At 49.2% G+C, this 14,674-nt stretch carries 11 protein-coding genes and 2 pseudogenes; 8 read left to right on the top strand and 5 right to left on the bottom strand.

Going from position 1 to position 14,674, the window contains the following annotated elements; genetic code table 11:
- Nucleotides 1–125: 125 nt before the first annotated feature.
- The gene (locus tag KGB07_RS17090) at nucleotides 126–329 is read right to left on the bottom strand and encodes a hypothetical protein (protein WP_223466036.1); all 204 of its coding nucleotides are present in this window, start codon (nucleotides 327–329) and stop codon (nucleotides 126–128) included.
- Between the two features lie 306 nt (nucleotides 330–635).
- Between KGB07_RS17090 and KGB07_RS17085 the strand changes: the two genes are divergently transcribed.
- Together KGB07_RS17085 and KGB07_RS17080 are read left to right on the top strand one after the other, a co-directional pair.
- Nucleotides 636–2,249, top strand: coding sequence for an MBOAT family O-acyltransferase (locus KGB07_RS17085; protein WP_223466035.1), 1,614 nt, complete (start codon nucleotides 636–638; stop codon nucleotides 2,247–2,249).
- An 11-nt stretch (nucleotides 2,250–2,260) separates the two neighbouring features.
- Nucleotides 2,261–3,694, top strand: a complete 1,434-nt coding sequence (locus tag KGB07_RS17080) for a hypothetical protein (protein WP_223466034.1) — start codon at nucleotides 2,261–2,263, stop codon at nucleotides 3,692–3,694.
- Nucleotides 3,695–3,817: 123 nt separating this feature from the next.
- Here KGB07_RS17080 and KGB07_RS17075 read toward each other — a convergent pair whose 3' ends face one another.
- Together KGB07_RS17075 and tnpC are read right to left on the bottom strand one after the other, a co-directional pair.
- Nucleotides 3,818–4,186, bottom strand: coding sequence for a hypothetical protein (locus tag KGB07_RS17075; protein WP_223466029.1), 369 nt, complete (start codon nucleotides 4,184–4,186; stop codon nucleotides 3,818–3,820).
- A gap of 362 nt (nucleotides 4,187–4,548) precedes the next feature.
- Nucleotides 4,549–5,755 (bottom strand): annotated as a pseudogene (gene tnpC / locus KGB07_RS17070) (IS66 family transposase); the annotation flags it as partial.
- A gap of 314 nt (nucleotides 5,756–6,069) precedes the next feature.
- Here tnpC and KGB07_RS17065 point away from each other — a divergent pair.
- Nucleotides 6,070–6,741 carry an aspartyl/asparaginyl beta-hydroxylase domain-containing protein gene (locus KGB07_RS17065; RefSeq protein WP_223466027.1) on the top strand — a complete coding sequence of 224 codons (672 nt, stop codon included), beginning with the start codon at nucleotides 6,070–6,072 and terminating at the stop codon, nucleotides 6,739–6,741.
- Between the two features lie 116 nt (nucleotides 6,742–6,857).
- Here the strand turns inward: KGB07_RS17065 and KGB07_RS17060 are convergent.
- A pseudogene (locus KGB07_RS17060) lies at nucleotides 6,858–7,067 on the bottom strand (transposase domain-containing protein); the annotation flags it as partial.
- A 198-nt stretch (nucleotides 7,068–7,265) separates the two neighbouring features.
- Between KGB07_RS17060 and KGB07_RS17055 the strand changes: the two are divergent.
- From KGB07_RS17055 to KGB07_RS17035, 5 genes are all read left to right on the top strand, one after another.
- Entirely contained in the window at nucleotides 7,266–8,519 is a 1,254-nt protein-coding gene (locus KGB07_RS17055; RefSeq protein ID WP_223466025.1) for a glycosyltransferase family 4 protein, read from the top strand.
- Nucleotides 8,519–9,478 carry a UDP-glucose 4-epimerase family protein gene (locus KGB07_RS17050; protein WP_223466023.1) on the top strand — a complete coding sequence of 320 codons (960 nt, stop codon included), beginning with the start codon at nucleotides 8,519–8,521 and terminating at the stop codon, nucleotides 9,476–9,478. Before KGB07_RS17055 ends, KGB07_RS17050 begins: the two co-directional genes overlap by 1 nt.
- Before the next feature lie 2 nt (nucleotides 9,479–9,480).
- Nucleotides 9,481–10,509 (top strand): MraY family glycosyltransferase, encoded by a 1,029-nt coding sequence (locus KGB07_RS17045; protein WP_223466021.1) that lies wholly within the window; start codon nucleotides 9,481–9,483, stop codon nucleotides 10,507–10,509.
- Between the two features lie 91 nt (nucleotides 10,510–10,600).
- On the top strand, nucleotides 10,601–12,598 hold the full coding sequence (locus tag KGB07_RS17040; protein WP_223466069.1) for a polysaccharide biosynthesis protein: 1,998 nt from the start codon (nucleotides 10,601–10,603) through the stop codon (nucleotides 12,596–12,598).
- A 117-nt stretch (nucleotides 12,599–12,715) separates the two neighbouring features.
- A complete protein-coding gene (locus KGB07_RS17035; RefSeq protein ID WP_223466019.1) occupies nucleotides 12,716–13,045 on the top strand; it encodes a ComEA family DNA-binding protein in 330 nt (109 codons plus the stop codon).
- A gap of 75 nt (nucleotides 13,046–13,120) precedes the next feature.
- Here the strand turns inward: KGB07_RS17035 and KGB07_RS17030 are convergent, their stop codons facing one another.
- Nucleotides 13,121–14,395, bottom strand: coding sequence for a Wzz/FepE/Etk N-terminal domain-containing protein (locus KGB07_RS17030; protein ID WP_223466017.1), 1,275 nt, complete (start codon nucleotides 14,393–14,395; stop codon nucleotides 13,121–13,123).
- Nucleotides 14,396–14,674 lie beyond the last annotated feature (279 nt).

Below are 14,674 nucleotides of genomic sequence, written 5' to 3'. Positions count from 1 at the left end.
GTACGCCTGCTCGCAGGTCACTCCACGGTAACTGATCCATATCCCCCACCTATTCAAGCAGACGGCACGTGAGGTGGAGGGAATCAAGTCAAGCAGGCGCGGAGAACATTCTCGGCACAGTTACTTCATTTTTTCGGCCTGATATCCACCACCATCCCCGCCTGTACGTTTTTGATCGGTGATAGTAAGTGCGGCGAAATATTCCAGCGCTGGTCGGTGTCGGTTACCACTGTGACAGTCTTGCGGTTGAACTTCATGACGGTACCGGACAGGCGCTCACCATTGGGTGAGTCGAAGCTTGCCCGTGCTCCTGGATGGAACTGCATCATCGATTTATGAGACTCCAACGACTCCAACGACTCCAACATCTTCAGCCATTGGCCTAAGTCATTGAAAAATATGGTCGGGACGAAGTGACTCGAACACTTGCCCCCTAGCACCCCATGCACGCTGTAACTCAAAGCTTAGAATGCTGCTTACAGCATCTGACTGCAAAGGCAATGCCGGTTGAAATGAGGAAGCGCCACGCATCGCTGATAATGCCAAAGTCGACGAACTGAATCATCAGTCCATCTATTTATTAATACCTTTTTTTAAGGTAGACTTCAGGTCCTTTCCCCTCAGATTAGCGATCTATGCTTTTCAATTCTCCACTTTTTATCTTTGCTTTTTTACCGATCACGTTATTAGGCTATTATCTCCTAATGAATCGCAGATGGACTGAGCCGGCACTTGCTTGGTTGGTCTTGTGCTCATTTGTATTCTATGGGTGGTGGAACCCGGTTTATGTATGGCTCATCGCAGCATCGATGATTTTTAATTTTATATTAGGTCAGAAGATAAGCCAACAATCAAAATGGCGTAAAAAAGGTTTAGTATTTGGGGTGCTCACCAATTTACTGCTACTTGGTTATTATAAATATTATGATTTTTTTATAAGTACATTAAATGTAGCATTTAGCACCGACTTCAATCTCCAGCATATCGTTTTGCCATTAGCGATATCATTTTTCACATTCACGCAAATTGCCTTTTTAGTTGACTCATATCGCGACGAGGCGAAAGAATATAACTTCCTACATTACTGCCTGTTCGTTACTTTCTTCACTCATCTTATCGCGGGTCCCATTGTTCATCACAAGCAATTTTTACCCCAGTTTTTGAGGCGTGAAAACTATTTTATCGATTTCAATCAAATAGCTGTTGGATTGACTATTTTCGGAGTTGGGCTTTTCAAAAAAATAGTTTTTGCCGATGGCTTGGCTGGAGACGTATCAACCGTCTATGGGCAGCCAGGGGTGGCGATAACGGCAGCCCCAGACTTTCTCAACGCATGGATTGGAACTCTTTCCTACGCGCTGCAGCTTTACTTTGATTTCTCGGGCTATTCCGACATGGCGATTGGATTGTCGCTACTTTTCGGAATAAAGCTTCCTATTAATTTTAACTCTCCTTATAAAGCCCCCAATATCATCGAATTTTGGCGGCGTTGGCACATTACCCTATCTAACTTCCTAAGAGACTACCTTTATATATCCCTTGGTGGCAATCGAAAAGGGAAGGTACGTCGCTACATCAATCTATGGTTAACGATGTTACTAGGCGGCGTTTGGCATGGAGCGAGCCTGAACTTCATAATATGGGGCGCCCTACATGGCTCTTACCTAATAATCAACCATGGATGGCATACCTGTCGACGCTCAATCGGACTAAGTAGTGTGCCACCGATTTTTAGAATACCAGTGCGAGCAATCAGCGTTCTAGTTACATTTATTGCCACTCTTTTTGCTTGGACCTTTTTTCGGGCATATGATTGGAGTTCGGCAAAATTAATCCTGGGGGCAATGACTGGGACGTCTGGTTTTGACGTTTCTAGAGTAACGCAGGATGCCATTCTTGGAATGACACAAGCTAAAGCAGTGCTACTTCAAACAGAGACGGTTACTAATTTCTCTTGGATGCAGAAAATTTTGGTTTTTTTAATGGATGCTCAAAAAATCAGCTGGGGCACTGCGGGTACTCTCTTCACTTTAGGCACCCTTCTGTTTATTGTTTGGTTTACTCCAAACACTCAGCAAATATTCTCTAGGTACAAACCAGCACTTGACTGCGGCCCTGATGTAGAGAACGGTCACTGGCGCATTGGGATGTCGTGGAGTGCAGGCTTGCTGACCGGTTTGATGCTTTTCGTGGCGTTGTCGCAGTTGTTTTCGGCGTTACCCTCTCAATTCATGTACTTTAACTTTTGATGACGCTTAACATGAGCAAGCCTATTTTATATCTTCTAAGTGCTCTTTGCAGTTTCGTAGTGTTGATTGCATTGTGGTGTGCGCTTTTTGTTTTTCAGTTGGGCCTTCCGACAAAGCATAGTTATTGGACCAATGCTCTTGTAAAAGGCAAGCTATTGGCTGCGCAAAACGTCACCGGTGAAAAACTGGTGTTTGTGGCGGGCTCCAGCGGAAATTTTAATATTGATTCAGAAGAATTTTCAAAATTAACTAACATTCAATCCGTAAATCTAGGCACTCATGCAATCCTCCCGCTTGAATACATGCTTGATCATACAAAAAATGTATTAACTCCGGGCGACACCGTTGTGCTGGCTTTGGAATACTTGTATTTCGCCGCAGATGATAGACTCAGCGACGCTTATATCGACTATCTAATTTCGAGAGACAAAAAATATTTCAACGGACTCCCCGTTTCAGAAAAAATCAATGTAATGACATATGTATCATTGAGGCGGTTACTTACTCCCATTAAGGAGTCATTTTTTTCACCCGAACCATCCTACGCCTTCAATGTATACTCTGAATTTTTCTATTCACCCTACGGCGATTCGCACGCCAATAACTTAATTTTTTTGAACCAGCAAATGCGCGATCAGCGTTCGATAGCACCGCCAGAGTTCAGAATTTTATCGATCAAGGAGTCAAAAAATAACTGGTTATTGCTTAAGCATTTTTCTGAATGGTGCAAGGAAAGAAATATTTCGTTACTGGCGGTGCCGCCAGCAACCATGAAATTCAACATCTATGACCAGGCTAATTATCGTGATGCGCTGGAAAATTTGAATGTGCTCTACGCGGATGCAGGGATAAAATTTATTGGCGACCCCTATCAGGTAATGTATGACACCAATCTTTTTTTCGATACCAATTATCATGCCAACCAACTTGGTAAGGCAGCTTATACGGACACATTAATCCAATGGATTAAGCCCTATTTACATGTTCAGCACCCGCTCAAACCAATTGTTGTCGAGGAAACCCCCGTAGATCAAGCACTTCGACATTTTAATGGGTGGATGCCAATTTCAGGACTCCGCACTCTTGAGGGACCTTACCCTGAGCATAACCTCCCAGTTGTAGCTTGGGGGGCACCACAAACAAAACTACAATTGGAGGTCGCAAGAAGTGGTAACGCAGAATTCAAGATCGAATTTCTCGCAAATCTGGAACATCAGCCAGTTGCTGTTTTGGTTGACGATGTCCAGATTTTCTCGAAGGTAATAACAAAGTCCTTGAATTTTGAGAGCGTTGTCTTGAGTTTTCCATTGACGCAAGGAAAGCATGTGATCACTATAAATTCCAGCGATGTGTCTTCTAGCGATACTGGAATAAGCTTGCTTTACAAGACTATTTTTTTTACCCCGCCGGATAGCAAAGCTCAAAAAACGTTCAGTAGCCAATGAGCTTCTCTCCAAGTCAGAGTCTGCTTGGTTGGCAATGGAGTCTCTCCGGAGTTCGAGGGCAGCTTGTCCACCCTTACGACTGACTTCGACCAAGCCAGCGACGCCCATCAAATAGAGACGCGTTCAAATCACCGTCTTCAACGCCCGGTCGTAGTTCGCCGCACGGTCAGTATAGTCGTTCAACCCACCGTTGATCTTTTGGCTGATCGCTTGCAGGTCGCCGTTGTCAGCCAAAGCATTTAGTCCATTGATGTACCAGAACCAGGCGGCCGACATTGCCGCGTGCTTTGGCTGCTCGAGCAGTTCCGGCGTGGTTATTAGATCCGCGCCCAGCACATCACCGCATTTCTTGTAGTTGTACTGTAAGCGAACCATGAACCCCACATTCAAAGTCACCACCTGATCCCCGATGCTGTGCTCCCGATTCCTTTCCGGAGCCAGAACCTCATGATGCGTCCCGACGCTAAAAAAGTGGAAAAAGTCTACCTCCACCTCCACCTCCACCTCTACCTATGCCTCAAGCCCGTGGACTTCCGAAAATCCATCGACGGCCTCGCCGCACCACGACGATGGCACCGACGATGCCGACCTCGAAGGCGCTGTCAGGTCCACTTCGAGGGTGCCGAGCAGATCGTAACTGATCCTAAACCCCACCTGTCCAAACAGACAGCACGTGAGGTGGGGGGAATCAAGTCAAGCAGGCGCGGAGACCATTCTCGGCACAGTTACTTCATTTTTTCGGCCCGATATCCACCACCATCCCCCGCCTGTACGTTTTTGATCGGTGACAGTAAGTGCGGTGAAATATTCCAGCGCTGGTCGGTGTCGGTTTCCACTGTGACAGTCTTGCGGTTGAACTTCATGACAGTACCCAAGGCACTTTGCACAGTGACCTGTGGCTGAGTTTTCTCCAGCCAGCTTTTTAACTGGACGAGCACCGGCAAGCTCTGTTCCTGGCGACCGGCAAAGCGCTGCTCATCCGTCATTTCTTTCAAAACACGCTCGATACCGTACAACTTGTTGATCATCGTCAGCGCAACATCGGCCCGACCGGTGTTACACCTTGGGCTGCACTTTCTGCGCATCGACAAATTTGCGCCGGACATGGGCCATACAAGCCAAACGCTCGACACCCGGCTGTGCGGCCAAAGCGTTATAGTCGGCGTAATCGTCAGTCATTAAATAGCCACGATAGTCGCCGAGCAGCCGCAACGGAACCTCCTGCGCTTGGCTGGTGGTGTAGTCAAAAAGAAGGACTGGTCGCTCCGGTGGGCCGCTGGCTTGTACCCACATCCAGGATTGGTTGGTCGGGTCTCGACCTGGCTCTTTCAGTACCTGCACTCGCGTTTCATCGCAGTGAACAATCGGACTTTCCAGTAACCGATCACGCATCAGATTCAGCAGCGTTTGGAAGTGTTCGCAGCACTGGATCACCTAGCGCGCTAGGGTTTGGCGCGGGATATCGACACCGTGACGACCGAGGACTTTTTCGAAGCAGTGCAGCGGAAGGCCATCGACGTACTTGGTGGTCAGCAGCATGGCTCGCGCTCTGGGGCTGGCCATGCTTTTTTCGATCAGTTGCGCGGGTTTGTCAGCAGTGACCGGTGCTGTTTCGCAGCTTCGGCAGCCGTAGACCTTGCGGATATGTTTGATCACCCGGATTTGCATCGGTACGATCACCTGCTGTTCGCTGGTTTCCTCGCCCATGGTATGTTTGCGGCAGCCGCAAACGCAGGTCAGTTCGTGTTCAGGGAGTTCGTGGATAACTTCGATGCGTGGCAAGTCAGCCGGTAGTGGCTTGCGTTTGCCACGGCGTTTGGTCGGGGCGACAACTTCTTCGTCAGCAGCAACAGGCGCTAGCGTGTCGATACTTTCGGCTTCATTAAACAGCGGCAGTTGTGGTGTCGCCGGATCAGCCGTTTGCTCAGACTTGCGTCCGAACAGGCGCTGACGCAGCGGCGCATTCTCTTCTTCAGGAAGAACGACCTTCGACTGCATTTGAGCAAGTAATTGCTTGAGCGTTGCCGGGTCATCGGGAAAGTTGTCGGACCTGGAAATCATGGCCCGGATTATGCGCAATCAAGCAACAAATCGCGGCGTCAAAACCTGATGTGGACGCTTGCGCCACAGGTCAAAACCGTCAAGCAGCCAGTTCAGTTCCTGGACGCTCAATACGATGGCTTCGTCAGTGACGTCGGGCGCGGTTTACGCCACTAGCAGCTTAGGATGCAAGGCTAACTCGCATGGCAACTCAGCATCATGCTAATATACTTGCGCCGATACAACTCTCGCCAGGCTACCGCGATAGATTCAGCTGTGTTTGCGTCGGAGAGTTTAATTTCTGCCCATCACCAAATGAAATGTGGGAGCTTTAGATGAATACGGGTACGTATTTAATTAAGAAAGATTTTTTTGATACGCACAAAGTCGCAGAGCTTGCCGAATTGGCAAGACAATTGGAGGGCGAAAAGTCGAGTGTGCATGAAGGTGGTAAGTATAAAGATATTCAGTGGCACAAGGTAGATCTCGATCCCAAGCAGTATCCTTTTGTCTCAGATATTTATAACTTTTTGGGTGCGGAAAAAAACGGTATTTGCGTTTTTTATTATTTGTCTCCAGGTGCCGTCTTGCATCCTCATAGAGATTTGACGGGCGCATCCAGTAACGCTCGACTTAGGTTTCATGTTCCGCTTATAACTAACGATAACGTGTATTTCAACGTATCCAAAAAGCGAGTGATAATGCAGCCCGGAGAACTTTGGGCATTGGATACGTCCTTTCTGCACGCTGTAGAAAACAAGAGTGAACAGACTCGCGTTCACATTGTCATCGAATGCCCTGTCAATAAACAGGTCATGACACACTTGCCGAAAAAAAATCTCTTTGGCAGGGTTCATGATGTTTATTTTGTGTCGATTTTGCTTTTTAGTTTTCTGAAGTCGATTCTTATAAACGTCTGGCGAGATCCAGGGTACTTCTTTGCGCAGATGCGGATGCTGAAAAAATTTATTATGTGGAGAGTTTTTGGAAAAAAAGATGTGAAATGAGGATAGTACATCTGTGTACAAGGGGGATTTATTTGAAGTCGCCGCAATCAACCAACCGTGGTTGATGTTTTGTATGCGATACATAAACCCCACCTATCGCAAGTAGAGGTGAAGGTTTAACGTGGCATCTCTAGCGAGCAGTTCCAGCGCAGCAAGGCTTCGTAGTCGGCGACCGACTGTGCATGAGGTAGCCGCTCCAGTACGTGGCGCAGCCACGTATAGGGCTCTTGCTCGTTGATCTTCGCGGTCTCGACCAAGCTGTAGATCTGGGTACTGGCGGTGGCGCCCTTGCGCCCGACGACAAACGGCTTGATCGCTCTTTCGGCGTAACCCCCACACATCGTCTAACTTTGGGGGCTGCTTGGGAAAAGCTGCTTTCTCAAATCGTTGACATGGAGCTCCGACTATGCGTAATTAGCTATGCTCACTGAGTACCGCATGCCGAATATTGCCGATAAAGTAATTGGGGTTGTTTACAATAGCTTGATTGGATAAACAGATAAATGCTGAGTTGAGCTGCAGGAATGATTGAAAATAAATTAAAGATCCTGATAGTTACACAGTATTTTTGGCCGGAGAATATGCGTATCAATGACCTGGTTCGTGCCTTCTCGGAAAATGGTCATGAGGTCAGTGTGTTGACCGGATGGCCAAATTACCCTGAGGGTTCGGTTTATTCGGAATTTAGTGCCAGTCCTGAGCGTTTCAAAAACTACTTCGGCGCGCGCATAGTTAGAGTTCCATTAGTTTCGCGTGGAAAGCGCAGTGTCAGCCTGATTTTCAATTACGTTTCTTTTTTTCTCAGCGCTTCCATACTCGGCGTTTTCAAACTTCGAAATGAAAAATTTGATGCGGTTTTCGTGTACGCAGTTTCTCCTATTATGGCTGCGATTCCCGCAGTTGTGTTAGGACGGATAAAAAAGGTCCCAGTATTTGTCTGGGTCCTCGATCTTTGGCCGGAAACTCTGAGGGCTGTAGGAGTACTCCGTCAGCCTGCCTTGTTGGCTTTGGTCGGGCGCGTGGTCAGTGCGATCTACAATCGTGCTGATTATTTGCTTTTACAATCCAAAGGTTTTGCCGACAACGTAAAACAATATTGCACCAAGGAAATCACCCCAGAACGTTTGATTTATTTCCCAAGTTGGGCTGAGGATGATTTTTCAGCCTCCACTCCACTCACTTCAAATTTGCTAGAGCGAGATGACTCGGTCTTCACCATTGTTTTTGCAGGAAATTTAGGTGAAGCGCAGGATTTCCCCGCGATCCTGGAGGCCGCAGAGGCATTGAAGAACAAAGTGGCAGTGCGTTGGGTGATCGTGGGGGATGGGCGTATGAGCAAATGGTTGCATGAACAAGTCACGACAAGAAACTTGAGCAACGTATGGCTGCTGGGACGACACCCTCTGAGCGAGATGCCAGGGGTGTTTGCTTGTGCCGATGCGTTGCTGGTTTCATTGAAAACCAATGATGTATTCGAGAAAACGATTCCCGGGAAGGTCCAGGCTTATATGGCTTCGAGCAAGCCGATCCTGGGCATGATCAATGGGGAGGCTGCACGGGTAATCGAAGAGTCAGGCGGGGGATTTTCCTGCCCCTCAGGTGATATCCAGGGGCTTGTGCGGATTACTCTGCAGTTGGCCACCACATCCCCTGCTCAACGTGAAATTATGGGGCGTGCCGGTCGGTCTTACTATTTGAGCCACTTTTCCAAACCTGCACTTATGGGGCGTCTGGAAGAGTTGTTTCGCGTTGCTACTTTGCGAAGGACCACCCAATAATGTCGAAGACCGTATTTTTAACCGGTGCAACAGGGTTTGTTGGTGGCGCGACGCTAAAGTGTCTGGTCGCAAGAAACTACACGGTCATTGCCGCGCTACGTAATGGGTCGCAATTACTTCAGAGTAAAGTCTCGACGATCCACGTTGACAGTATCGATGGTGCTACGTCCTGGAAAAACGGTCTCACCGGCGTAGACGTTGTCATACATGCCGCGGCTCGCGTTCATGTGATGAATGATACCGAAACCGATCCCTTGGCGGCATTCAGGCGAGTCAATGTTGAAGGTACAGTGAATCTCGCGCGCCAGGCTGCGTCTGCAGGCGTCCGACGCTTCGTATTCATCAGTTCCATCAAGGTGAACGGCGAAAGTACCGATATGGGTATCACGTATTCTCCCGAGGACACGCCAGCCCCGGCAGATCCCTATGGGATATCCAAGATGGAAGCCGAAGAGCGGTTGCGTGAATTGGCCGTGGAGACCGGGATGGAGGTCGTGATCATAAGGCCAGTGCTGGTTTACGGCCCCGGGGTCAAGGCTAACTTTCAAAGCATGATACGATGGCTCGATAAAGGTATTCCGCTGCCATTTGGGGCGATTCACAACAGCCGCAGTCTCGTAGCATTGGACAATCTGGTGGATTTGATTGTCACCTGTATCATTCATCCGGCGGCCGCTAATCAGACCTTTCTGGTCAGTGATGGTGAGGATCTATCCACCACTCAATTGCTGCGCAAGATAGCGCTTGCCCTTGGGCGTACGGCTCGGCTTGTACCAATACCTGCCGGCGTCCTGCGAGGCGTCGCCACATTGCTCGGAAGGAAAGCCCTGTCAAACCGGTTATGCGGATCCTTGCAGGTAGACATCAGCAAAACTCGCTCATTACTGGGGTGGACACCTCCGGTCTCGGCAGATGACGCACTGAAGGCTACAGCACAATATTTTCAAGAAAGTAAATAACAATGATCTATTGGTGGTTAATTCCTGCGGTGGCGATTGTTTCCTTAATATTGACAGCTGTATTACGTCGTTATGCATTGGCACGAAGTATTGTCGACGTCCCCAATGCTCGCAGTTCTCATTCAGTACCCACTCCCAGGGGGGGCGGTGTCGCGATCGTCATCGCATTTTTGTTGGCGCTGCCATTTCTGGCATGGGCGCAGTTGGCAACCATGCCACTGTTGATCGCTATCGGGGGGGCGGGTGGTCTGATCGCAATTGTCGGCTTCATAGATGATCATGGTCATATAGCAGCACGTTGGCGCTTGTTAGGCCATTTCTGTGCGGCCGCCTGGGCCTTGTTCTGTCTGGGAGGTCTGCCTCCGATTACCTTGTTTGGATGGGTTGTGGATCTTGGTTGGCTGGGATGCATCCTGGCGGCGGTCTATCTTGTCTGGATGCTCAATCTTTACAATTTCATGGATGGAATCGATGGTATAGCCAGTGTTGAAGCGATTTCGGCGTGCCTGGGTGCTTGTCTGCTTTATTGGATGAATGGATTCGAAAGTCAGATGTGGGTTCCTGGACTGTTGGCGATGGCGGTTGGAGGATTTTTGTTCTGGAATTTTCCCCCTGCTCTCATCTTCATGGGAGACGCTGGAAGCGGATTCATTGGCATAGTGCTCGGTGTCATCTCGATTCAGGCTGCCTGGATTGCACCGCAGTTGCTCTGGGCCTGGCTGATCCTGTTGGGGGTGTTTGTTGTAGACGCAACCTTTACCTTGATTCGTCGCCTGGTTCGCGGTGACAAAGTTTATGAAGCTCATCGTAGTCACGCCTATCAGTTTGCATCACGCCGGTATCGCAAGCATTTGCCAGTCACTCTTGCTGTCGGAGCAATCAATGTCGGCTGGTTGCTACCCGTTGCGGTTTGCGTGACTTCCTTTGGAGTAGATGGTGTGCTGGGGCTGATAGTCGCCTACCTCCCTCTCGTGATTTTGGCGATCAAATTTCACGCGGGTGAAATCGAAAAAAAACCAGGCCTTCAATAGCTGATTTGTGATTATTTGAAGTAACAAGTGCGTCAGGAGACGTACACTGATCAAGCAAGGTCATGGGGAGTGGTTAGTGGTGTACGACGGAATTATGGATAAATTGCGCAAACTGTTGCTTGAACTGCCGCGCCGTCAAAAACGGCTCATTCAGGTTGCGGCTGACGTCATTCTAGTGTGGGCAGCGTTGTGGTTGGCTTTTCTGGTTCGCCTCGGCATTGATGATATGGTCAATCCACTGAGCGTCCATTCCTGGCTTTTTTTGAGTGCCCCGGTCGTCGCAATCCCGTTGTTCATCCGATTTGGCATGTATCGCGCAGTCATGCGCTACTTCGGCAACGATGCGTTGATCGCGATCATCAAGGCGGTCAGCTTGTCGTCGCTGATTCTTGGCGTAGTTGTTTATTGGTATAGCAATCACCAAAACGTCGTTCCACGCTCAATCATTTTCAACTACTGGTGGTTGAGTCTGATCATGATCGGCGGGCTTCGCCTGGCCATGCGTCAGTACTTCTTGGGCGACTGGTTCAGTGCGGCTCAGCATGTCCCGTTTACCAATCGGGACGATGGCTTGCCCAAAGTTGCCATTTACGGTGCGGGGGCAGCCGGTAACCAGCTAGTCGCTGCCTTGCGGATGGGGCGCGCCATGCGCCCGGTGGCGTTTGTCGATGACGATAGCGGGATTGCCGACAGGGTTATTTCTGGTTTGCAGGTCTATAAACCCAGGCATATCCAGCAGATGATCGATAATACCGGGGCTCAGGAAGTCTTGCTGGCCATCCCTTCGTCAAACCGTGGGCGGCGGCGTGAAATTCTTGGTTATCTCGAAGGTTTCCCGCTTCACGTTCGAAGCGTTCCCGGTTTCATGGATCTGGCCAGCGGACGGGTAAAGGTCGACGACATCCAGGAAGTGGATATCGCTGACCTCTTGGGCCGGGATGCGGTTCCGGCCCAGGGCGACTTGCTTGAACATTGCATCAAGGGACAGTCTGTTCTTGTCACCGGGGCCGGTGGCTCCATCGGTTCAGAGTTATGCCGACAGATTCTTGCCCAGCATCCAACTACGCTGCTGTTGTTCGAGCACAGTGAATTCAATCTCTACAGCATCTTGTCCGAACTTGAACAGCGGATTGCTCGTGAGTCTTTGTCCGTCCGTCTATTGCCTATTCTCGGTTCCGTGCGCAATCCGGAGAAGTTGCTCGACGTGATGAAAACATGGCGTGTAGACACTGTCTACCATGCCGCCGCGTATAAACACGTGCCGATGGTCGAGCACAACATTGCTGAAGGCGTGCTGAACAACGTGGTGGGTACGCTCAATACGGCGGAGGCGGCCTTGAAGGCAGGTGTTGCCAACTTCGTCCTGATCTCGACAGATAAGGCCGTGCGCCCGACCAATGTCATGGGCAGTACCAAGCGCCTTGCCGAATTGACGTTGCAAGCGCTGAGTCGTGAGTTGGCGCCGGTGTTGTTCGGAGATACGAGCAACGTTTCGCATGTGAACAAAACACGCTTCACCATGGTACGGTTTGGTAACGTCCTGGGATCGTCTGGTTCGGTCATTCCGTTGTTTCACAAACAGATCAAGTCGGGCGGGCCATTGACGGTTACCCATCCGAAGATCACTCGTTACTTCATGACCATCCCTGAAGCGGCGCAGCTGGTGATTCAGGCGGGCTCCATGGGGCAGGGCGGTGATGTTTTTGTCCTGGACATGGGCGAGCCCGTGAAAATCGTCGAGCTGGCCGAGAAGATGATCCATTTGTCCGGCCTGAGCGTCCGCTCGGAAAAAAACCTGCATGGCGACATCGCTATCGAGTTCACCGGATTGCGTCCTGGCGAGAAGCTTTACGAAGAGCTGCTGATCGGCGATAACGTGGCGGCCACTCAGCACCCGATGATCATGACTGCCAACGAGGATCACCTGTCCTGGGATTTGCTTAAGGTCAAGTTGACCGAGTTGCTCACTGCGGTGGATCAGGACGACTATGCGCGCGTCCGCCAGCTGTTGCGCGACACGGTCAGCGGCTATACCCCGGACGAAGAGATTGTCGACTGGATCTACCAGCAGCGCCGTTTGGAGCCTTGATTGCTTCATATTCGGAAACGTACACGTTTTTGACAGTTCCGTAACATGGCCTAAATTTGGGGAGCAGCTTAGGAAAAGCTGCTTCTTTCAATTCGTGTCATGTCATGGAGCATCATCATGCTTAAAGGTTACTTCTACTCTTTGGTTTTTGCCCTTTTGAGCGGCGCTTCTGTTGCAGCTATTGCTGCTCCGGAAGCTAAAGCTGTTGAGTCTTCCGTGGTCACGGAAGCTGCTACTAAAGCGAAGGCCTATAAAGTTGATCTTAATGGTGCAGATGCACCAACACTTCAACGTGAGCTAGCCGGTGTTGGGGAAGCGAAGGCCAAGGCAATTGTTGCGTATCGTGACAATAATGGGCCGTTTGCGTCAGTGGATGAACTCCTTGAGGTCAAGGGGATTGGTAAGGCAATTCTGGAAAGTAACCGAGACAAGATTGAAGTGAATTAATCGCGAGAGTCAGAAAAAGGCCGATCATTGATCGGCCTTTTTATTGGAGCGGGAAATAAGCTTGCAGTGCGTTTGTCAGTCGGCTTTTTTAGGTAGCATGATTGTCCGGGCAATAGCGAGCATTGTTCCGAGCATCAGCCCGAATATCAAACCTAAGCCAACGATTAACGCTTTCTTCGGCTTGATAGGGGCTTGCGGGGGAGACGCCGGTCTGTCGATATTAACCAGATTAAATTGTTCAAAATTGACATGCAGGTTTTTCAGGTGTTCCAGCTCTTCCCGGATCTCACCTAAGCCTTTTAAGAACAGTTCTTCGTTACTACGCTGTTTAAGCAGGGTAACTTTCCGGTTATTGGCGAGGAGGCTGAGCTCTTTCTGGATTTCATCAACGCGAGGTTCAGTAAAGTCATCGGAGTTTCGGGAGGCGAGTGTTGTGCGCTCTGCTTCCAGTGCCGACTGACCCATAAAATAAAGAGGTATTTGTTGGTTGCTTACTTCTGTGCGAATCATGTTGCCTTGCCTTGTCTGCCCAGCCTCTCCAAGGGCAGATGGCGTGGTAGGCGCAACAATTCCCAGTTTTTTGGCAATCGATATTGCCTCGTCCAACTGTTTCACGCGATTTTGTCGACGAGTTTGCAATTGTTGCCGCAGGGCTTTGAGTTCGTCTTGTAGGGTTTCTTTTTTTAACTGATCCTTTTCAAGGAGTTCTGCGATTTCCGAGTCTTTGTCGGCTTCGTATGCAGCTTTCTTGGATAACAGCTTTCTTTCTGTTTGCGCGATCCGGTTCTCAACAAGAGTTTTAAAGTCCGTTTCGATCTTCTCTTTTTCGCGTTTGACTACAAAATCGGTAAAGTTGTTAACAATAGCCACCCCATCCACGCCAGATGGATACTCTACGCTAAATTGAATTGCCTCCGAAAGATTAGAGTTTTTTTTAGGATCGTTTTGCTCAATCGTAAACGCATTAGTATTGAAGCGTTCGAGGGTCTCTTCGATTGACTTGCCGTCGATTTGTATGGGGGCGAGCAAACCCGGATTGGTCTGGAAGAAACTTAAACGTTCGGTATAAGAACCCATGGACGAACCAATACGTCTTAAGGCTTGCTCTGGTTGAATCTTATAAAGGCCAGATTCGTTTAACATATCCAAATCTGCAGTCGCTACAGGTCTGATTTCGTTCTGCACTTTATATTGAGGTTGCGCCGTTAATGCATAAACTACTGCGGCTGCTGTGGAAAGCCCGGTAAAGAGTAGAATAATCCTTCTTTGCTTCCATAAGTCGTGAAGAAACTCTGCAATATCGATTTCATGACGCTCACTGTCAGGACGTATTTTTGTAGGCAAGTTCATGAAACCCTCAAGTCACAAAAAAGTCAGCTGGCGTTGAGAAAAGCTCTATCGGTCTTCGCTGACTGTGGTGGTGAAAAATATTTAGAAATATTTTGCATTCTCCCGTATCTACATTCTGGCGGCAAGCTGTTGGCAAGTTTAACGGCATATTTTATGCAGTCTATTTCTACTCGGCGGAGCCGGCAGAACCCATGGAATGCAGCGGCCAGGTCTTTGATGCGCTGCTGTAAGGGTTCGAATTACCGTTGTGCTGAAGGAAGGGACAGGAAGGGGCCATAT

It is taken from the genome of Pseudomonas sp. GL-RE-26 (assembly GCF_019956275.1).
GTDB classification, from domain to species: domain Bacteria; phylum Pseudomonadota; class Gammaproteobacteria; order Pseudomonadales; family Pseudomonadaceae; genus Aquipseudomonas; species Aquipseudomonas grandcourensis.
The sequence above is the reverse complement of the archived record's forward strand: the minus strand, read 5'-3'. Positions and strand labels throughout refer to the sequence as shown.

Coding starts and splice junctions, on each gene's coding strand:
- KGB07_RS17090 (WP_223466036.1), bottom strand. CDS start 329: ATGATGCAGTTCCATCCAGGAGCACGGGCAAGCTTCGACTCACCCAAT.
- KGB07_RS17085 (WP_223466035.1), top strand. CDS start 636: ATGCTTTTCAATTCTCCACTTTTTATCTTTGCTTTTTTACCGATCACG.
- KGB07_RS17080 (WP_223466034.1), top strand. CDS start 2,261: ATGAGCAAGCCTATTTTATATCTTCTAAGTGCTCTTTGCAGTTTCGTA.
- KGB07_RS17065 (WP_223466027.1), top strand. CDS start 6,070: ATGAATACGGGTACGTATTTAATTAAGAAAGATTTTTTTGATACGCAC.
- KGB07_RS17055 (WP_223466025.1), top strand. CDS start 7,266: ATGATTGAAAATAAATTAAAGATCCTGATAGTTACACAGTATTTTTGG.
- KGB07_RS17050 (WP_223466023.1), top strand. CDS start 8,519: ATGTCGAAGACCGTATTTTTAACCGGTGCAACAGGGTTTGTTGGTGGC.
- KGB07_RS17045 (WP_223466021.1), top strand. CDS start 9,481: ATGATCTATTGGTGGTTAATTCCTGCGGTGGCGATTGTTTCCTTAATA.
- KGB07_RS17035 (WP_223466019.1), top strand. CDS start 12,716: ATGCTTAAAGGTTACTTCTACTCTTTGGTTTTTGCCCTTTTGAGCGGC.
- KGB07_RS17030 (WP_223466017.1), bottom strand. CDS start 14,395: ATGAACTTGCCTACAAAAATACGTCCTGACAGTGAGCGTCATGAAATC.